We start from the raw sequence: 19,936 nt of genomic DNA on the forward strand, positions 1-19,936 counted from the left end.
GTAAACATCCGCTGAACCCCATTGCTATGTTTTAACGGGGTTCAGGTTTCCAGCGGTGTGGCAGTAATTCTTCTATTTGAGTCACTTTATGTGTCGGCAACCTTTTCAGCACATCACTTAAATAGGCATACGGATCCAGCCCATTCAGTTTTGCTGACTGGATTAAAGTCATGATATTTGCCGCTCGCTGACCACTGCGCAGCGAACCTGCAAATAACCAGTTCTTACGCCCCAAAGCCCAAGGCCGCATTTGATTCTCTGCCCAATTATTGCAAATAGGTAGATTGCCATCATCCAGATAACGGCTTAAGGCTTCCCAACGTTTTAGGCTGTAATTGATGGCTTTAGCAGTTGCAGAGCTTAAGGGTACTGCAAGTTGATGTTGTGTCAGCCATTCATACAGTTGCTGCATAACAGCTTGACTATACTGTTGCCGGTACTTATAGCGTTGTTCTGCTGTACCGTCGGTATTTTTTCTTATTTCAGCCTCTATCGCATAGAGCTTCTGAATCAAGAACAAAGCCTGTTCTGCAATCTGACTTTTTCCAGTCACATGCAACTCATGGAATTTACGACGTGCATGCGCCATGCAGCCCACCTCAATGACCTGACCTGATCTAAAGCGTGCTTTGTAGCCACTGTAATCATCACAGACCAGATGACCCTGCCAGCCTTTCAGGAACTCTTCAGCATGCTGACCTGAACGGCTATCCTGAAAGTCATAAATCACGGCTTGAATTGGATTATATTGAGTTGTTGCATAAGCCCAGACATAACCTTTCTTCGGTTTTTTATCTTTATCATCCATCCGCATGATGGTGACAGGTGTTTCATCTGCATGAATCACCGCTTGCTGTAGGATCACCTTCCTTAATGCATCGGTTAGGCCTTCTAACTCTACACCACAGCGACCTATCCAGTCAGATAAGGTTGATCTGGACAGATCAACACCTGCGCGTAGAAAGATTTGACGTTGACGGTACAGTGGTAAATGATCGGCATATTTAGACACCAGTACATGGCTAAGCAGTTCAGGTGCAGCGATTCCTTTCTCAATCACATAGGCCGGCATTGCTTGTTGGGTCAGTGTGTCACATTGATCACACACCCATTTGCCACGCACATGCTGTTCCTTATAGAACTGTGCCGGTCTGAAATTCAGTTTTTCACTGATATCTTCGCCAATACGACGCAAGGTGCAGCCACAAGCACATTGGGTTGATGCAGGTTCATGCTCAATACGGAGGGTTGGCAGGTGATCTGGCAGTGGTCGACGTTTAGGTTTGTTGACTGGGGCTTTCTGCGCAGCTGCATTGGTTTTATCTGCATTCAGCCGTTCCAGTTCCAGATCAACCGCAGCAATATCTTCTTCGACCGCTTCGTCCCATAGATGGATTTGTTTTGCGCTTAGATGTTCGTTTTTACTGCCGAATTTATGCTGTTTAAATAGCGCAAGCTCATGCTCGTATTTTTGATTAAGAATGGAAAGATGTTGATTCGTGACTTCAAGATGTTGAACTTTGGCATCTAATTGTTGTTTATCTTCTGCGAGTTGTTGATGCTGCAGCGCCAACTGCCGGGTAAATTCCAGCAGTTGTTCATGGGTCAGTTGGCTTAAATCAGGCAGCGTATTCATGACCGCAGTATGGCTGAGATCATGAATATGTGTAAATAAAACGTTTGGAGAATAGCAGAATGGATGAGCTTGGTTTAGAGCATATTCACCACCTGCTGTAAGCCGATTCTCTGCCAGGGCAGACCCTGAATTAACGCCTGTAACTGTTCCGGGCTGATCGCCACGGTTTCACCCTGGTGAACCTGAGCCCAGTGAAATTTGCCCTGTTCCAACCGCCGGGCACACAGCCAGATGCCCAGTCCATCATGCACCAGTACTTTCATGCGATGGCCACGTTTATTACAGAACAGGTAGGCGCAGTGTGGTTTGATATAGCCAAATGCTCTCAGCACCTGAGCCATGGCAGTATCCATACCTGCACGCATATCCATCGGCTGGGTAGCAAGCCAGATTTCATCGATACGGATCATTTGATCAAGCCCTGAATTAAAGGCAGTAATTCCTTTGCCGATTCCACCGGCCAGTCGATCTCGATCATCTGATCCCGTGCGGAACCTTGTTCCTTATGCAATGGAATCCTGATATGAGCGACAGCATTCTTCTCTGGCACAGGTGGCGGAGGTGCTTCTTGTCTGACTGGAGTCGGGTGAAGAATGATGGGAAGAAAGTCGGTCTGTGGACTGGATGGGCTTTTTAATGCAGGGGGCATTGATCTGGACTGGCGAATCCATTTATGCAGCAGATTGGCATTGATCTGATGTTGCATTGCAACCTTAGCTACTGACGTATCTGGCTGCTGGCAAAGCTCGACCAGGTACTGTTTAAACTCAGCTGCGAAGATTCTGCGGGTTCTTTCTGTCGTTTGTTCAGTGTCTATAAAAGTGTCTAAGGCCATAAACATAATGTCCATTTAATAAATAATGGACACTATCGGGATATTGAGCAAATAAGAAAAGTGGGGTTCAGCGGACGCTTACTTAATTTCAGCTTGTTCACTGCCATGTAGGCAGCTTAGAAAGAAGCAACCGATGTCGATCATAAGCTTAATAAGTTCACTGCCATGTAGGCAGCTTAGAAATGAGCCTGATTCTGCTCTTTGATCAAAGCCTCGTTCACTGCCATGTAGGCAGCTTAGAAACATCCGAGGTAAAGCAAATAGTCGTGATGCTGGTTCACTGCCATGTAGGCAGCTTAGAAATCAACAAATGCAGGGAAGCTTGCCAGTTTTGAGTTCACTGCCATGTAGGCAGCTTAGAAAGTTGTAAAATCTTTTCTCTCAGATTGACCAAGGTTCACTGCCATGTAGGCAGCTTAGAAATCAACCTCATCAACCATTTCACTGCACGTTTCGTTCACTGCCATGTAGGCAGCTTAGAAAATTTGCTGCAACAATAAATCTATCCAGTGTCCGTTCACTGCCATGTAGGCAGCTTAGAAAGAATACTGCATCAAGCGTATATTTATCCGCAGGTTCACTGCCATGTAGGCAGCTTAGAAATTTTAGATTATTACCTGTCAGCTTATTTTTAAGTTCACTGCCATGTAGGCAGCTTAGAAAGTTACCTTCTTCACCCTCACCATCATCAACCAGTTCACTGCCATGTAGGCAGCTTAGAAATTGTTTTAAAAAATCAACATGGATTCCTAGTGGTTCACTGCCATGTAGGCAGCTTAGAAAATGTTAAATAACATTTACACGATTACACGTACGTTCACTGCCATGTAGGCAGCTTAGAAATTGCATTTTGCTGAGCAATTCACGAATCAGCGGTTCACTGCCATGTAGGCAGCTTAAAAAAATTACAGTCACCAGTGATGCACTTCAAATACTAATTTAAGAACAATAAAAAGCCCCATGGTTAGGGGCTAGTCGTATATGAGTCAAGCTCATATACTGTAAGAGGCTCATCTCAAACTGAGCGTATTAAAACATAAACAGAGCAATAAATCTTAATTATCTTTGAGATATCCGTGATTCAGACACTCAATGATTTAGGATGTGCCAATAATGATCGATAAAAGTCCTGCGGCAATGAGTGGACCTACGGGGACACCCCGGAGTACCGCAACACCAGCCACCGTACCAATCAATAAACCTGCGACAATATTAGGCTGATTTGCCATCAACGCAACACCACGCCCGCCCAACCATGCAACCAACAGACCAATGCCAATCGCGAGTATAGAGTTTAAGCTCATAAATGATTTTAAAATGTCTTTACCTGGAATAGCACCACTGGCAATCGGCGTTAATACACCAATCGTAAGGATAATAATCCCGATATTTAAACCGTGCTGTTGAAGCAGGGGGAAATATTCATTGAGCGGTGTGATTCTAAACACAATTAAAACGGCGACAGCGATAGTCACAGCAGTATTTTGGCTAAAGACGCCACAAGCCAAAAGAATGATCAGAACGATTAAATTAAGATCTAATTGCGACATATATCGTGTCCGAGGCTTATCAGTTAAATGTGAGAAAGTTATAATAGTTTAACTGATTCGCTGATGAAGTGCTGTACACAAAAAAGATGTGCAATATTTTGGAAGTTTTCTAAGTTCACACAGGTTTTAGGTAAATATCATGATTTTAGAAAAAATGTTGCAATCACAAGGTTTTGGTTCGCGTAAACACTGTCAAAATCTCATCAAAAATGGTGCAGTTCAAATTCAGGGTGAAATTGTTTCAGATCCAAAATTAAAATTAAAGCTCGATCAGTTAGAGTTCAGCGTATCTGGTCAAAGTTATCAATATCGTGAAAAAGTCTATATTGCACTCAACAAACCAGTGGACTATGAGTGTTCGCACCAGGCCACGCATCATTTTAGTGTATTTGATTTATTTGATTCGATTTTATTGGAAAGAGGTCTGCAATGTGTTGGTCGTCTCGATCAAGATACGACAGGCTTACTTTTATTGACAGATGATGGTCAGTTTTTACAAGCACTGACGCATCCTAAAAAGCATGTGCCTAAAGTCTATCGATTGCATACCGCTGATCCTATAACCGATGAGCAAATGTTGCAATTAGAACAAGGCGTTGAACTTCGTAATGAAAAAGGGGTATTTGCAGCGACGGATGTTAAGCGAATTAATCAACATGAAATGCAAATGGCCATTCATCAAGGGGTTTATCATCAAGTAAAACGCATGTTGGCAGCAGTCGGCAACAAGGTCGAACAGCTACATCGTCAACAAATCGGCTTGCTTAAACTGCAAGATTTGGCAGAAGGTGAGTGGATCTATTTAACTGAAAGCCAAATTCAAGCCGCAAAAAATCAAATTTCAGATACCAATGAGACCGTGTTGAACATCTAAATTAAATATATAAGGTGATATTTACTTTGATCTTACATAATTAAAGCTTATAGGAAGCAGTGGTAAGTTTGAAACTCATCATCCTTCACAAATCCCATTTCTTCGTAAAGTTGATGGGATTGATAGTTGTTTTTTTGAGTTTCAAGGCTGATACGAATCGCTTTCTCGTGGCGTGCAAATAAGATGGCAGTATCAATCAGTTGTTTGGCAGAACCTTGACGTCTGAAACGTGGACTGACATAGACATCATCTAAAATGTAATAACTTGAACAAGCCACTGAATTGAAGCCTAAATACAAAATCACAAAGCCTGTGATCACATCATCTTTAATATGAATGAAGATGACACTTTGTTGATTGCTAAAGCGCTGGGTCAAAAAATTTAAAGATTGTTGAAGGTTGGAAGAAGTTCCATAGAACTGACGATATTCATCAAAAAGTACAGCAAGTTTCTCTAAATCTTCAGAAGTGGCACGTCTAACAATCACTGTCTAGCTCCTTACACATAAACTTATGCACATGAGCTAATCATAAATTGAAGAATAGAAGGAAAATAAATTGTTTAAAAATACGACACTGTTAAGTTTTGTCTTTGTAGTCTAGTGAAATTGATAAATTAAAAAATATATTTCATGCACAATTTCAAATCTATTTTTGATCACTTTCACCTAAGATTGCGTTTAGTTCAGCAAAGAAATCATCTTCATCCAGATCAGATGTAGACGTTGTCGCTGTACCATCCTGATCTTGCTTTAATTTTTTAAGCTTAAGCAGTTGATCCATATTGATACTTTGATTTTCAATCGCGAAGGGGATTGATTTAGTGAGTACGACCTGTTTGAAAAACAAACGAACAGCTTGAGCCGGTGTAATCCCCAATTGCTTAAATACAGCAAAAGCATGTTTCTTTTCTAGAGAGTCAAGTCGAACTTGATAAACTTCTGTTTTTCTCATGAATACAACCAATCGACTTAAATGCTTAAGATGCTATTTTAATCAAAGTTTTCTGAATTTCAATGTTTTATCATAAAAAAGTGATGAATTGTCATTACAATGAAATTATAACGTCAGTACCAAGCCAGAGAAAAAGTGCATCACTGTAGAATTCACAGGATCTATAAAGTAAATTTCTTTGGCTAATAGTTGTAAAGGTTGTGAAAAATCATCTTCTGCTTTATGTGCAACTTCGGGATAAAATGAATCGTTTTTGATTGGTATGCCTACATGGTTCAGGTGAACACGAAGTTGATGTTGCTTACCGGTTAAAGGCTTCAACTGATACAGTGCCCATTTTTGATTATGTTCTAGTAGTTCAATTGTCGTTTCACTGTTTGGCGTACCTTGTACAACGTGCATGGTATAAAATGGTTCGCCTTTATCCATTCGTAATTGGATCGTTTGAGGAAACTGTAAATCCTCTCGGAAAGGTGCAATGGCATGATAAATTTTTTGTACTTTTTTATCCGCGAATAATTGTTGGTAAAGTCCGCGCGTTTCAATTCTTTTTGAAAAAAGAACTACACCAGCAGTTTCACGATCTAAACGATGAATTGGCGTCAGATCAGGGTTGCCAGTGGTTTTTTTTAAACGTACCAAAAGCGTTTCTTGAACATATTGTCCAGTAGGGCTGATAGTGAGAAAGTGAGGTTTATCGACAACCAAGAGATCTTCATTTTCAAATAGAATTTTTTCAGTAAAAGGAACACGTATTTCATTTGCCAAAAAACGATAATAATAAATATGTTGTCCTGATAAATAGGGCGTATCTAAATTCAGTGCATGTCCTTGGCTATCGATAATTAAATGATCTTCAAATCTTTGTCTCCATTCTTCTTTATTGATGTGTTGAAAATGTTCACATAAATAATCAATGAGGGACTTAGGTGGTTCAGCAGATTTGGGAATAAAAACTTTGCTCGCAGTTACTCCATCGATCATGGGTGGTTTATAGATATTTAAACTGTTCAAAAGAGGATGCTTTGAATGGATTGGAGTAGACATGAGCAAATGTTTCAAAAGAAGAGTGAGACTTAAACAGAATTTAAGTTTGGATAATATTTTAGTGAATAGTAAACATGATGCAATGAGCACATAGGCTTTAAACGCACGAAATGTTATTATACGCGATCAATTGAATTATGTTGTGAACGTGATGCCGTATTCATTTAAATTAGACCTAAATAGTGAACTCGATACCCAGAAGCTTGCGGTTTTCTTGGGGCAAAATATTGCACAAGGTGTGGTTTATTTGATTGGCGATTTAGGTGCAGGAAAAACCACACTAACGCGCTATTGGCTACAGAATTTAGGTCATCAAGGTGCTGTCAAAAGTCCAACCTATACCTTGGTTGAGCCGTATAAAATTCATCAAAAAGACGTATTTCATTTCGACTTATATCGCCTCAATGATCCCTATGAGCTTGAACTCATGGGTATTCGTGATTATTTAGACATCGATGGGGCATTATTTTTATTTGAATGGCCATCTAAAGGTGGCGACGAAATTCCTAAAGCTGATGTCATTATCAATATTCAACGCTCAGGTGAAGACGATCTTCGCAAAGTGACGATTGAAATGAATTCTATTGAGTTCTTTGACGCATTAGAAGCTTACTACGCAGGTTGATTGTATGCAGGATGAGCAACTTAGTTTAAGGCGCATTCATCACTTAGATCCAGCACTCGCTAACCAAATTGCTGCGGGTGAAGTGATTGAGCGTCCGTCATCTGTCGTTAAAGAATTACTGGAAAATTCGATTGATGCAGGCTCGACAGAGCTGATTATTCGTGTTGAACAGGGTGGTAGCACCCTAATTGAAATTATTGATAATGGTCGTGGCATACATGCAGAAGATTTGCCTCTTGCGGTTATGCGACATGCGACCAGTAAGATTAAAACCTCTGAAGATTTGCACTCGATTGTCAGTTTAGGCTTTCGTGGTGAAGCTTTAGCATCCATCGCTGCTGTATCACGTCTCACCTTGACCAGTAGTCGCGATGACTCAGGTGTGGGGTATCAAGTTGAAGTCAATGGCACGGCATTTGATCATCAAGAGATTCAACCTGTCGCGATGCAACAAGGAACACATATACGCGTACAAGATCTGTTCTTTAATGTTCCTGCACGACGTAAATTTTTAAAAAAGCCCACCACAGAATTTGGTCATGTCGAAGAAATTGTTCGTCGCTTGGCTCTCACACATTTTGATATTCGTTTTGTGCTTGAGCATAATGGCAATATTCGGCTGAATTTACCTGTTGCCGATAGTGGTGAACTGCGATTCCAACGTGTACAACAATTATTGGGTCGTTCTTTTACTGAAAATGCGTATTGGATGGATGCTGACAGTATCAATATGCGTTTGTCGGGATGGTTAGGTCATCCATCCGATGCACGTGGGCAGAGCGATTTGCAGTATGTCTATGTGAATGGTCGAATTGTTAAAGATAAAACGATTTCGCATGCCTTGCGTATGGCTTATGACGGCATTTTGCATGGACATCACCATGCAGCATATTTATTGTTTTTGGAAGTTGATCCTGAAAATATTGATGTCAACGTGCATCCCACAAAACATGAAATTCGTTTTTTGAATCAACGCGAAGTGCATGAGTTTGTACGTCATTTTGCAAAGGAGACTTTGTCTAAATTTCAGACGGCTTCAGCAGATTTAGCAGATGCCATGAAACTGGATATGCAAAATGCTGAAACTGGTACTGCGATTGCTCAACCACGTTATCAAGAACAATTTCAATTGCATAAGCACAATCAGCATCAGCAATGGGGTGTAAATGAAGACTTAAGTCAGCGAATAGCAGGGCAAGGGTCATTTCAACCGACTTCAAAAAATGGTGATGCGCTTCTTACAGACTTTGGTTCTTCAGAGCCTCAATCAATTCAATATCGTTCGCCATCTTCAGCGTCGGGCTATCAAGGCTCAGCGCAACTGAATAATGCCTTAAAAGCATATTTATCACCCTTAAAAACCTATCAAAATAATGAACAAAGTGAAGATGATCAAACTGAGCAAAAATCTGACTATGTCAGTAAGGTCGATGAATTCCCTTTAGGAATTGCAATCGCGCAATTACATGGGATTTATATTCTGGCTCAAAATACTGAAGGCTTGATCATTGTTGATATGCATGCTGCACATGAGCGTATTTTATTACAGCAAATGAAACAGGCATGGGATAAACCTGATTTTTGGATTTCTCAACAATTATTGATTCCAAAAGTTATTTCTATTACTCGTATGCAAGCCACGCGTATTGAAGACTTAAAACCACAACTGGAACGGTTAGGTTTGGATATTGATCAATATGGGGATGATCAGGTGATTGTTCGCGGGGTACCTGCAATTCTACTCAAAGCAGATTTAAATGCTTTAGTTGCCGATTTGCTCAATGATTTAGATCCAAATGATCAAGCTCAAGCTTTGCAACAGAAGCGAGACCAAATCTTGGCAGGTATGGCGTGCCATGGTGCAGTGAGAGCTCATCGCTTGCTCGGTCTGTCTGAAATGAACGCTTTACTCCGCCAAATGGAACAAACAGAGTTTGCCAGTCAATGTAATCATGGACGTCCGACTTGGCGTGCATTTCCATTGTCACAGTTAGATAAATTATTTGCTCGAGGAGAGTAGTTGTACATGTCAAATAATCAGCCTGTTATCAATTTAATGGGGCCTACTGCAAGTGGGAAAACAGCTTTGGCATGTGAGCTTTATGAGCGTGGTGGATTTGAAATTATTTCAGTTGATTCTGCTTTAATTTATCAAGAGATGGATATTGGGTCTGCAAAGCCAACGAAGCAAGAGCAAGCACTCTATCCGCATCATTTGATTGATATTATTACGCCTCTAGAAGTCTATTCTGCTGCACAATTTGTAGAAGATTCAACACGACTCATTGATCAAATTCATGAAAATGGCAAAACCCCAATTTTAGTTGGTGGTACGATGTTGTATTTTAAAGCTCTACTTGAAGGTCTAGCGAATAACCTACCCACTGCTGATGAGTCGATCCGACAAGAAATAGAACAGCAGGCAGCCCGAAATGGGTGGGAATCGGTCTATGAAGAGCTCAAAAGCGTTGATCCTTTAGCGGGTGAGCGATTTAAAATTTCAGATCGGCAACGTATTATCCGTGCACTTGAAGTTTATCGATTAACGGGTCGTCCAATTACACAATTACAAGCAGAACAGCCAAAACAAACAGCATATCGTTACAATTTTCATAACTATGCATTGATGCCAGATCGGTTAGAATTGCATAAACGAATTGAACTTCGTTTGCAAAAAATGTGGGAAATCGGTTTTTTAAATGAAGTTGAATACTTAATAGGAAAATACAATTTAAGTGATAATTTGCCGTCAGGAAGATCAGTCGGTTATCGTCAAGCTTTAGAATTTCTTAAAAATAGTGATAAAGGTCACAATAATAAACTCGAAATGGAGGACAAATGCTTGTTTGCAACACGACAACTTGCAAAACGTCAATACACATGGTTACGTTCTTTGCAAGAAGCGCACAGTTTTAAAACTTATTTATCAATTAAGCAAGCTCAAGAAGACTTGCGAAACTTATATGGATAAAGCAAAATTTACGCACTGTCTTTTTTATAAATTTTAATTGAAAAATAAAGATAGTTTTTGCGCTGATTTTAAATTTTTTGGAGTATAAAATGTCTAAAGGTCAAACTTTACAAGATCCGTTCTTAAATTCTCTCCGTAAAGAACGTATTCCTGTTTCTATTTTCTTAGTTAACGGTATTAAATTACAAGGTCATATTGAATCTTTTGACCAATATGTTGTTCTTTTGAAAAATACTGTAAGCCAAATGGTTTACAAACATGCGATTTCTACAGTTGTGCCTGCACGTAACCCACGTCCTGCTGGTGCTCCTGCTGGCGCTCCTGCTGCTGGCCAAGGTGGCTTCGGTGGTCAAGGTGGCTTTGGTGGTCAAGGTGGCTTCGGTCAAGGTGGCTTCGGCGGTCAAGGCGGTGGTTTCGGTGGTCAACCAGGTGGCTTCGGCGGTCAAGGTGGCTTCGGTGGTCAAGGCGGCTTCGGTGGTCAAGGTGGCTTCGGCGGTCAACAAGGTGGCTTTGGTGGTCAACAAGGTGGTTTCGGTGCACCTGCAACCCCTGGTTTCGATGCAGAAACTAAATTCGATGACACTCAAGAAGATGATAATAATCGTTAATTGATTGTTGTAAAAAAAGAAGACGCCTTTATGGCGTCTTTTTTTATGAAGATTAAATGATGAAACGATATGTAAAAAAGCCCGAAATTATCGGGCTTTTTTAAATACTCAAAGAGCAATATTTAAACCAATCAAACCAGCTAATTTAAAATTTAATATGGTCTATAAATTAATCTAGTTTTGCTGAGTACCTTTAATTTCAACATAGGTATTACTGCGTAGTTCACGTAACCAGCTATCTAGTTCAGCATCAAATTGACGCTCACCTAAAATTTGTCGCGCCATACGTGATTGCGTTTCTTTCGTCATGTCTTGTTGACGTTTGTCAGTGACTAGCAGAATATGCCATCCAAACTGGGTTTGGAAAGGTTGGCTTACTTTACCGACTTCAGCACTTTGCATTATTTTGTCAAATTCAGGAACCATCATGCCTGGGCTAACCCAACCTAAACTACCACCATCACGTGCCGAACCAGGGTCATTCGAATAAGTGGATGCAAGGGTCGAAAAATCATTTCCGGATTGAATACGGCTATAAATACTATCAATCATTTGCTTCGCATTTTCAGGGCTCACCACTTCTGATGTTTTAATCAGAATATGACGAGTTTGAAACTGTGGCACAATGATTTTTTGATCATTTGATTTACGATCGATGAGCTTTAGCACATGTAAGCCGTCTTTGGCTTGAATAATTTCAGTGGTTTGACCATCGTTAAGCGGGGTTACACGTGCAGCAAGTTCAGATGGAATATCTGAAAATGAACGGTAACCCATATCAGCACCATTCACCTTGATAGTCGCGGTACTGTATTTCTTTTCAACAGCTTTTACGTCATTAGTATTCGCTAGATCTGCTTTAAGCTGGTTAGCAACTTGCGTAATTTCTTCTGCAGAACCTGTCCCTGAAACTCTGAAGTGGAGCACATGGGCTTGACCACCAACAGCAGCTTGCCCTTCTGGCGATTTCAAGAAATTCTCTACATCTTGATCGCTGATCTTAATTCGAGACATGACTTGTTGCTGACGTAAACGTTGGATTAACAAGTCATCAGCTACACGTTCACGTAAGGTCTCATATGTGCCCGGTGCAACTTTATCAAGCTTTTGCTGGAATTCTTCTAGGTTCTTCGAGCCAGATTGAGCAGCGACTTTCATAACTGCTTCATTTAAACTTTTTTCATCTGCTTGAATCGCATAACGCTTGACTTGCTCGAGTTGAGCTTGGTGCATAATCAATTGATTCAGGATTTGTGCCTCAAGAACATTGCGCGGTGGTACTTCTTTTTTTTGCGCCTGAAGTTGATGTTGTGCTTCAGCAATACCTTGATTCAAATCGCTTTGCAAAATAGCACTTTTACCCACAATCGCGATAACTTGATCGCTAGGTGCGGCAAATGTTTGCATTGATGAAGAAATAATAAGTGCCAATGCTGTTGTCTTAAAAATTTGTTTTAAATTTTGCATCTTCATTAATGGTTCCAATTTTGTTTAACTTTATCAAAACCTAAAATACGGTTTTCAAGTAAAGAGCTTAATTTACTATTTAAGCCACCAAGTCCTTTGAGTGTGAACTCCGCCATAATAGCGCGTTTTTCTTTGGTTGTTGAAAGAGAAACATCGTCTAAGTCATTGAAATAAGAACGACCATAGACAGAAACACCCCAACAGCATGATTCATAATTGACACCGAGTAAATATTCACGAGCCACACTATTATCTAGATCATATTGTACATGACCCATAATTCGCCAATTGTCTTTCACGGGTTGAATAAATGATGCAGTCACCTGATCGTATTTCTCTTGACGATCTAAGAGCTTACTACGATTGAAGTATCCAAAGTTATAAAGATTACCTTTATTACCTGTGTAATACACTTGGAAATCACGTTGCGCATTGTCACCATTCGACATCCACATCGAATTCGCGTTCACACTGAAATTTTGTGAAAGTTGACTGGCAATGCTGATCACAGGGCCTGTTTGACGTTCTGTGTTAAATGGATCGTCTTGGCTGTTATTGAGGGTAACTTTACGGTCATCGAAATAAAAACTTTGACCAATGCTGGTTCTGAGTTTTTCCAACCCCGTTGTACCAAAGAGACTATAGCTTAGACCGAGTGACAAGAAGTTATTGTCTTCTAAGCGATCGTGACCATAAAAACGTTTTGGATTAAACAATTGATCGTAGTTTAATGAGGCAGCAGTTGAATCAAAGTTAGGATAATCATCTTGATTTTGATGTGGAGCATAAGCATAGAAAGCGCGAGGAGAGAGCGTTTGTAGATATTTACCTTCACGCTCAAATGTTAAACCTGTGTCTAAAGTAAATTGTGGCACAACAACAGATTTATCTTCAGAGTTCGATCTAAAGTTCGCATTTTCAACAGTATCTTGATCATAGAAATTATTTAAGCTACGCACAGACACTTCAGGGACAACAAAACCCCAAGGCTGTTTTAGATTATATCGAAGCGCCATTTCATTATAAATACGGGTACCATTAGGCTCTGCTTGATCTTCAAAATTACGGATATTCTTTTTAAAATAAGCCGTGTCGTTATTAAATTCGAATTCTAGCCCCTGAACGTCACCCCTAGTGTAATTGACTAAAAGTTGCGGTAATCTCGCATAAGGGCGATCAATATCGGCTAAATTAGGATCAAGTGTCTGGAAATCTTCGACACGCAATTGAGCTTGGAGTCCCGGAATACCATTGCCATAATTGAGCTGCCATGCCCGTCTTTGGTTGAGTTCAGTTCGGGTGTTGGGGTCGTTATCCAAATCTGCAAAAAAGTCTTTATCAGAGACATAGTTGTATTCAAGATTTGTAGACCACTGATCATCAATCTTCCAATTATGCAGATAGTGTAGATCTTTACGATCCTCATTATTGTAGTCTCTGTCCGAAGGTAAATATCCACCCCAAATTCGACCACCACCAAAGTCTTGTGTTAAATATCTAAATTCGCCTTCAGCCATCAAGCCACGACTACCAATATAGCGTGGGGTAATAGTTGCATCGTAGTTCGGTGCAAGGTTTAAATAAACGGGTGCAGCAAGCTCAACGCCACCATCATTCGTGAAACCAAAGCTTGGGGTTAAAAGACCTGTGGTTCTTCGATCATCAATCGGGAAATTAAAATAGGGCACTGCCAGTACAGGGGTGTTTTTAATATAAAGTTTAGTGCCTTTGGTTACACCACGCCCAGTATCTTGATTAATTTCAATCTGATTGGATTGTAATTTCCAAGTCGGGTTTTGTTCAGGTGGACAAGTGCTATAGGTTGCATTTTGCATCACCATTACATTCGGAGAAGTGCGTTCTATATGCTCTGCATGACCATGTCCGTGGGTTGCTTCTGAAATATAGAAGCTATTGTTGAGCTCGCCAGTTTGATCTTTAAGGTTGTAGTCAATCTGATCACTTTGAGCAAGAAGGCCAGATTGTGCCATTTGCACATTGCCTTTGGCTTTAGCAAAAGTTTGTGTTTTATCAATGGTAATAGAGTCGGCACGAATCATGCGACCTTGCTGATCAATAACCACATTCCCATCTAGTGTTGAGTCACCGTTTGGATTGTAATAACCGTGATCAGCTGTAATGACTGAAGTAGCTTCAGCGGCATCAACAGCTTTGGTCTCTGGACTAATCGGGGTGAGCCAAGTGTTGTTACAGAATTTTGCAGATGTCGTAAGTGTACTTCTAGCCTGAGCTTCAGGAGAGTCTTTACTGACATAATATTGTTCAAAGAAATTTTGCCCAGAATACGTTTCCTTAATCGCTGAATTAAGTTTTTGATTGTCTATCTCTGAAGCTAAATCATTGGATTCAGCATAACTTGATACATTGCTTCCGCAAAGTAAGGTCAATATAGCAGTCGCTAAAGGATTGAATTTAAACTGATGCTTCATTTGTCTCATTAACCAAGTATGCTAATCGCAATTAATTATTGTCGCATCATAGAGAAAAATCTGATAAGTGGCTACACTTAGCACTTCAAATATTCAGCCTGTACTAGAATTTATAGCAAATGAATACACAACGTGAACAATTGATACAAACATGGATTTCAACCGTTCTACAATCAGATCAAGCAGAAATCAATTTTTTAGTAGGCGATGCAAGTTTTCGTCGTTATGCACGAATTACTTTGAATAATAAAACATTTATGTTGATGGATGCACCTCCTGAAAAAGAAGATTGTGTGCCTTTTGTGACCATTGACGAATTCTTTGACCAAAATGGTGTTCGTGTTCCACATATTATTGCCAAAGATTTAGATAATGGTTTTTTATTACTTGAAGATTTTGGTGATGTCGTACTTTCAACATTACTGAATGATGAAACTGTTGATGAGCACTATGCACAAAGCTTTAAACAGCTTGTTCATTTGCAATCGATCAATGGTGAAGGGCTTTTACCGACGTATTCTTATGAAAAACTCATCAGTGAAATGGAGTTGCTCACAGATTGGTTATTGCCCTCATTGGATATTCAACTGACCAAAGAAGAATCGGCATTAATTAAACGCACTTTTGCAATTTTAGCCAATGCAGCAGTAGCGCAGCCTCAAGTGATTGTACATCGTGATTTTCACAGTCGTAATCTCATGCAAATTGCAGGTGAAACTGAGCAAGGTGTGATTGATTTTCAAGATGCAGTCATTGGTGCGGACACCTACGACTTGATCTCGATTACGCGTGATGCCTATGTGCAGTGGAATGCAGATCGTGTCTATGGTTGGTTTAAGACTTTCTATGATCTATTACCTGAAACAGCGAAGGTAGATCGTGATTTTGAACAATTTAAGCGTGATGCGGATCTTATGGCGATTCAACGTCATATTAAGATCTTAGGTATATTTGTTCGTTTGTTTGAGCGCGATGGTAAGTCGGGCTATTTAAAAGATTTACCCCGTGTGATGTGGTATTTACTTGAAGAAAGTAAGCCATACCCAGAATTACAACCATTTATGCAGTTCATTGAAACACGAGTATTGGCTAAATTTGAGCAAAAATTTGGTCAATATGAGGTGGTTGCATAATGAAAGCGATGATTCTAGCCGCAGGGTTGGGGAGTCGTATGCGTCCCTTGACACTGTATACGCCAAAACCTCTGCTTGAAGTGGGTGGTAAACCCTTAATTGTTTGGCATATTGAAAAGCTCAAAAAAATGGGTGTGACTGAAATTGTGATTAACTCTGCTTGGTTGGCAGATAAACTCATTGGCACACTGGGTGATGGCGCTCAGTTTGGCGTTCGAATTTTGTGGACGCGTGAAGATGAGGGTTTAGAAACTGCGGGCGGTATCATCAATGCTTTGCCATTATTAGGTGATAAGCCCTTTATCTTGGTCAATGGTGATGTTTGGACGACCATGGATTTTGAACCACTTCGGCATGTAAAGCTGGGTGACGATGTTGCACATTTGATTTTTGTAGATAACCCGAAGCAACATCCTGAAGGTGATTTCACGTTATTGAATGGTCGTGCGTTTAGCTTTGATCAAAAAATCGAAGGTGAGAATCTCACGTTTAGTGGTGTATCAGTGATTCATCCGCAATTGTTTCAAGGTTTAGAAGCCGGTAAGCGTCCATTAGCACCACTGCTCAAGCAAGCAATGTTAGATGGACAGGTTTCAGCTGAAAAGTTGCAAGGGGTGTGGGTAGATGTAGGAACGCCAGAACGTTTAATGGAGCTCGATTTGCAAATTCGTGATGGCTTCTATGCTTAACTGTGTAATCCCTAATCGTTAAATAGTGTTCCACGATGCATAAATGGGTATACTTTGTTTTAAATTTTACTTAGATGTTATCTGTTTATGCATCCTTTTTTTCAAGAGTTACAGCAGGGTAGTCAAAAATTAGGTTTGTCGTTAAGCGATGAAGCTTTGGCATTATTGTTGAAGTATCAAGACGCGTTGGTGCTTTGGAATAAGGCTTATAATTTAACTGCGATTCGTGATCCTAAAGAAATGCTGGTGAAGCATTTATTGGATAGTTTAAGTATTTTGAATGATTTACCTGAAGGTCGCTTGTTGGATGTTGGAACAGGTGGAGGTATGCCGGGGATGATCATTGCCCTTTGTCAGCCAGAACGCCAATGTGTCCTGTTAGATTCAAATGGTAAAAAAATTCGATTTCTTAAACAGTTTATTGCAGACTTAAAATTAAAAAATGTAGTTGCAGTTCAAACGCGTGTTGAAAATGAAGAGAGCATTAACGAGTTAGGTCAATTCGATGTGATTACCAGTCGCGCATTTGCATCTTTAACTGATTTTATTACTGCATCACGTCCGTTTATGCATGAAAAAAGTATCATTGCTTCGATGAAAGGTTTAATTCCTGTCGATGAAATTGAATTGCATAAAAACGAGTTTAGTTGTGACATCATCGAATTAAAAGTTCCACGATTAGATGAACAGCGCCATTTACTTTTATTAAAACAGATTTAAAAAATTCTAGGGATTGGGGTTAACATGGCTCAAATTATTGCTATTGCGAACCAAAAAGGTGGCGTAGGTAAAACGACGACTGCGGTGAATTTAGCTGCTTCATTGGCCGTATTAAAAAAACGTGTGTTATTGGTGGATATGGATTCTCAAGGGAATGCCACCATGGGCTCAGGCATTCAAAAGAACGACATGCTTTACTCAATAACCGATGTGTTATTGGGGGAAGTGCCTATTGAAACTGCCATCATCAAAGCGGATGTGGGTTATCGTGTTTTGGGTGCAAACCGTGATTTGGCAGGTGTTGAGCTTGCGATTGCTGATCAAGAGGGTCGCGAGTTTATTTTACGTGAAGCCTTAAAATCCATTCAACAAAACTATGATTATATCGTCGTAGATTGTGCGCCAAGTTTAAGTTTAATCACGATTAATGCCTTGGCAGCCGTGGATGGTGTCATGATTCCGATGCAGTGTGAATATTATGCGTTGGAAGGTTTAGCTGACTTAACTCAAACCATTGATCGTATTCAACAAGCGCTCAATCCTGATCTGCAAATCGTGGGTGTTCTACGGACTATGTATGATGCGAGAAATGCATTAACACGTGATGTGTCGGATGAATTAGAACAATATTTTGGTAAAAAATTATACGATACGGTGATTCCACGTAACGTTCGTTTAGCCGAAGCTCCAGCACATGGCTTGCCGATTATTTATTTTGAAAAAAGTTCAAAGGGTGCGGTTGCTTACTTAAATTTAGCAGCTGAAATGTTAAAAAAAAGCAAAGTGAAAAAAGGAAGTAAAGCATGACCGTAAAAAAAAGAGGCTTGGCTAAAGGTCGTGGTTTAGATGCGTTACTCGGTTCTATTCAAAAAGAAAAATTACAATTAGAAGTTCAAGCGCTCGACCATGGTCAACTCAAACAAATTCATGTCAAAGATTTAAAACGGGGTAATTATCAGCCACGCCGTTTTATTCATGAGGAAGATTTACAAGAGTTAGCGGCTTCGATTAAAAAACATGGGGTCATGCAACCGATTGTGATTCGTCCAATCGAAGATGATGTTCATCAATACGAAATTATCGCAGGTGAACGTCGCTGGCGTGCGGCACAAATTGCGGGATTAACTGAAGTTCCTGCAATTGTACGTGACTTATCGGATCAAGTTGCGATTGCGTTGGCATTGATTGAAAACATTCAGCGTCAAGATTTAAACCCAATTGATCAAGCAATGGCACTTCAGCGATTCCATGAAGAGTTTGGTTTAAGTCATCAAGAAATTGCAGAAACCGTCGGTAAAGCGCGTACTACAGTCAGTAACTTACTTCGTTTGCTCAGTTTGGCTGATCCAATTAAAGATCATATTCAACGTGGTCAATTGGATATGGGGCATGCGCGTGCAATTTTGACCTTGAAAGAAAAAGATCAAATTCAAATTGCGAAAATCGTGATTGAAAAAAGTTTATCTGTACGTCAAACCGAACAATTGGTGCGCGATTTGAATGCACCGAAGCAAGATAAACCGAAGCCTCGAGTATCTTCTGATCTAGAACAATTGACCCAAAAACTCTCAGAACGTTTTAGTGCGGATGTGAAAATTGATCATAATCAGCAAGGTAAAGGGAAGTTGGTTATTCACTATCATTCTTTAGATGAGTTAGATGGAATCTTAAATATTTGCTTATCTGACAAGGCTTAAAAATATTCACTTTTTTTTAATTTTGGGGAATTAAAAATGTGGGAATTAGTAAAAGCGGGTGGTTGGCTCATGCTGCCACTCATTCTTTGTTCTATTTTTATGGTCGCTATTGCGATTGAGCGCTTTATTCGTTTAAAGCGTAATTTGGTTTTACCAGAACATTTGATGATGTCTAAAGCGACTGATTTAAATCTGGTGACTAAAGATTTAGATAATCCACATATGGCGCGCACCAGTTTATCGACTATTTTAAAGGCTGGGTTAGATTCTGTCCCTCAAGGAGAGGCATATGCTCGCGCACAAATGGAAGCAACAGCATCTAAAGAAGTGATGTATCTCGAAAAAAATGTAAATTTTCTGGGTACGATTAGTGCTGTAGCCCCTTTGCTTGGGTTACTTGGAACTGTGGTCGGCATCATTGAGTCATTTCTGATGCTTGACGTCAATGTTGGATCCAATCCAACAATGATGATTCCAGGTCTGTCAAAAGCATTGATTACAACGGCTGCGGGGATGGTGGTTGCAATTCCAGCATTATTCGCATTCCGTTATTTTCAAAGACTGGTGCAAGAATATATTGCAGAGTTGGAGCAGCAATCGACGTTATTTCATGCCGCTTTATTTTATCAAAATCATACTGAAGCTGATCAGCAAAAGTAGGATAATGTAAAGGGAAGTGC

At 40.1% G+C, this 19,936-nt stretch carries 20 protein-coding genes and 1 CRISPR repeat array; of the genes, 11 read left to right on the forward strand and 9 right to left on the reverse strand.

Going from position 1 to position 19,936, the window contains the following annotated elements; genetic code table 11:
- Positions 1–31: 31 nt before the first annotated feature.
- The 4 genes from tnpC to AC5YCE_RS10360 form a co-directional block, all read right to left on the reverse strand.
- Positions 32–1,636, reverse strand: coding sequence for an IS66 family transposase (tnpC, locus tag AC5YCE_RS10345; RefSeq protein ID WP_496171426.1), 1,605 nt, complete (start codon positions 1,634–1,636; stop codon positions 32–34).
- Between the two features lie 74 nt (positions 1,637–1,710).
- The gene (gene tnpB, locus AC5YCE_RS10350) at positions 1,711–2,046 is read right to left on the reverse strand and encodes an IS66 family insertion sequence element accessory protein TnpB (protein WP_496125721.1); all 336 of its coding nucleotides are present in this window, start codon (positions 2,044–2,046) and stop codon (positions 1,711–1,713) included.
- Entirely contained in the window at positions 2,043–2,471 is a 429-nt protein-coding gene (locus AC5YCE_RS10355; RefSeq protein WP_496125720.1) for a transposase, read from the reverse strand. Before AC5YCE_RS10355 ends, tnpB begins: the two co-directional genes overlap by 4 nt.
- Positions 2,472–2,566: 95 nt before the next feature.
- Positions 2,567–3,374: a CRISPR direct-repeat array (repeat unit 28 nt; unit sequence GTTCACTGCCATGTAGGCAGCTTAGAAA).
- A 194-nt stretch (positions 3,375–3,568) separates the two neighbouring features.
- The gene (locus AC5YCE_RS10360; RefSeq protein ID WP_496171983.1) at positions 3,569–4,021 is read right to left on the reverse strand and encodes a DUF441 domain-containing protein; all 453 of its coding nucleotides are present in this window, start codon (positions 4,019–4,021) and stop codon (positions 3,569–3,571) included.
- A gap of 139 nt (positions 4,022–4,160) precedes the next feature.
- Here AC5YCE_RS10360 and AC5YCE_RS10365 point away from each other — a divergent pair, with 139 nt between their 5' ends.
- Positions 4,161–4,895, forward strand: a complete 735-nt coding sequence (locus AC5YCE_RS10365) for a pseudouridine synthase (RefSeq protein ID WP_496171984.1) — start codon at positions 4,161–4,163, stop codon at positions 4,893–4,895.
- Between the two features lie 47 nt (positions 4,896–4,942).
- Here the strand turns inward: AC5YCE_RS10365 and AC5YCE_RS10370 are convergent, their stop codons facing one another.
- The 3 genes from AC5YCE_RS10370 to AC5YCE_RS10380 all read right to left on the reverse strand — a co-directional run bounded on the left by AC5YCE_RS10370 (position 4,943) and on the right by AC5YCE_RS10380 (position 6,896).
- Complete coding sequence (locus AC5YCE_RS10370; protein WP_496125583.1) at positions 4,943–5,383, reverse strand: GNAT family N-acetyltransferase; 441 nt, start codon at positions 5,381–5,383, stop codon at positions 4,943–4,945.
- Between the two features lie 160 nt (positions 5,384–5,543).
- The gene (locus AC5YCE_RS10375) at positions 5,544–5,849 is read right to left on the reverse strand and encodes a type II toxin-antitoxin system RelB/DinJ family antitoxin (protein ID WP_496125584.1); all 306 of its coding nucleotides are present in this window, start codon (positions 5,847–5,849) and stop codon (positions 5,544–5,546) included.
- Positions 5,850–5,954: 105 nt separating this feature from the next.
- Positions 5,955–6,896, reverse strand: coding sequence for a pseudouridine synthase (locus AC5YCE_RS10380; RefSeq protein WP_496171985.1), 942 nt, complete (start codon positions 6,894–6,896; stop codon positions 5,955–5,957).
- Positions 6,897–7,047: 151 nt separating this feature from the next.
- Between AC5YCE_RS10380 and tsaE the strand changes: the two genes are divergently transcribed.
- The 4 genes from tsaE to hfq all read left to right on the forward strand — a co-directional run bounded on the left by tsaE (position 7,048) and on the right by hfq (position 11,100).
- On the forward strand, positions 7,048–7,521 hold the full coding sequence (gene tsaE, locus AC5YCE_RS10385; RefSeq protein ID WP_496172021.1) for a tRNA (adenosine(37)-N6)-threonylcarbamoyltransferase complex ATPase subunit type 1 TsaE: 474 nt from the start codon (positions 7,048–7,050) through the stop codon (positions 7,519–7,521).
- A 4-nt stretch (positions 7,522–7,525) separates the two neighbouring features.
- Positions 7,526–9,541: a DNA mismatch repair endonuclease MutL gene (mutL, locus tag AC5YCE_RS10390; RefSeq protein WP_496171986.1), complete on the forward strand. Its 2,016-nt coding sequence runs from the start codon at positions 7,526–7,528 to the stop codon at positions 9,539–9,541.
- A gap of 6 nt (positions 9,542–9,547) precedes the next feature.
- The gene (miaA, locus tag AC5YCE_RS10395) at positions 9,548–10,492 is read left to right on the forward strand and encodes a tRNA (adenosine(37)-N6)-dimethylallyltransferase MiaA (protein WP_496171987.1); all 945 of its coding nucleotides are present in this window, start codon (positions 9,548–9,550) and stop codon (positions 10,490–10,492) included.
- Positions 10,493–10,581: 89 nt separating this feature from the next.
- Complete coding sequence (gene hfq, locus AC5YCE_RS10400; protein WP_496125588.1) at positions 10,582–11,100, forward strand: RNA chaperone Hfq; 519 nt, start codon at positions 10,582–10,584, stop codon at positions 11,098–11,100.
- 174 nt (positions 11,101–11,274) lie between these two features.
- Here hfq and AC5YCE_RS10405 read toward each other — a convergent pair whose 3' ends face one another.
- Together AC5YCE_RS10405 and AC5YCE_RS10410 are read right to left on the reverse strand one after the other, a co-directional pair.
- A complete protein-coding gene (locus tag AC5YCE_RS10405; protein WP_496171988.1) occupies positions 11,275–12,573 on the reverse strand; it encodes a peptidylprolyl isomerase in 1,299 nt (432 codons plus the stop codon).
- On the reverse strand, positions 12,573–15,017 hold the full coding sequence (locus AC5YCE_RS10410) for an LPS-assembly protein LptD (protein ID WP_496171989.1): 2,445 nt from the start codon (positions 15,015–15,017) through the stop codon (positions 12,573–12,575). The genes AC5YCE_RS10405 and AC5YCE_RS10410 overlap by 1 nt, the downstream gene beginning before the upstream one ends.
- 119 nt (positions 15,018–15,136) lie before the next feature.
- On the opposite strand from AC5YCE_RS10410, the gene AC5YCE_RS10415 reads away from it, so the two are divergent.
- From AC5YCE_RS10415 to AC5YCE_RS10440, 6 genes are all read left to right on the forward strand, one after another.
- Positions 15,137–16,150, forward strand: a complete 1,014-nt coding sequence (locus AC5YCE_RS10415) for an aminoglycoside phosphotransferase family protein (protein ID WP_496171990.1) — start codon at positions 15,137–15,139, stop codon at positions 16,148–16,150.
- A complete protein-coding gene (gene murU / locus AC5YCE_RS10420; RefSeq protein WP_496171991.1) occupies positions 16,150–16,839 on the forward strand; it encodes an N-acetylmuramate alpha-1-phosphate uridylyltransferase MurU in 690 nt (229 codons plus the stop codon). The genes AC5YCE_RS10415 and murU overlap by 1 nt, the downstream gene beginning before the upstream one ends.
- 87 nt (positions 16,840–16,926) lie before the next feature.
- Entirely contained in the window at positions 16,927–17,559 is a 633-nt protein-coding gene (gene rsmG, locus AC5YCE_RS10425) for a 16S rRNA (guanine(527)-N(7))-methyltransferase RsmG (protein WP_496125593.1), read from the forward strand.
- 24 nt (positions 17,560–17,583) lie between these two features.
- Positions 17,584–18,366 carry a ParA family protein gene (locus AC5YCE_RS10430; protein ID WP_496125594.1) on the forward strand — a complete coding sequence of 261 codons (783 nt, stop codon included), beginning with the start codon at positions 17,584–17,586 and terminating at the stop codon, positions 18,364–18,366.
- Positions 18,363–19,256 carry a ParB/RepB/Spo0J family partition protein gene (locus tag AC5YCE_RS10435; protein WP_496125595.1) on the forward strand — a complete coding sequence of 298 codons (894 nt, stop codon included), beginning with the start codon at positions 18,363–18,365 and terminating at the stop codon, positions 19,254–19,256. The genes AC5YCE_RS10430 and AC5YCE_RS10435 overlap by 4 nt, the downstream gene beginning before the upstream one ends.
- A gap of 36 nt (positions 19,257–19,292) precedes the next feature.
- Entirely contained in the window at positions 19,293–19,916 is a 624-nt protein-coding gene (locus AC5YCE_RS10440; RefSeq protein WP_496171992.1) for a MotA/TolQ/ExbB proton channel family protein, read from the forward strand.
- Positions 19,917–19,936: the final 20 nt, after the last annotated feature.

Source organism: Acinetobacter sp. CY79, assembly GCF_059515845.1.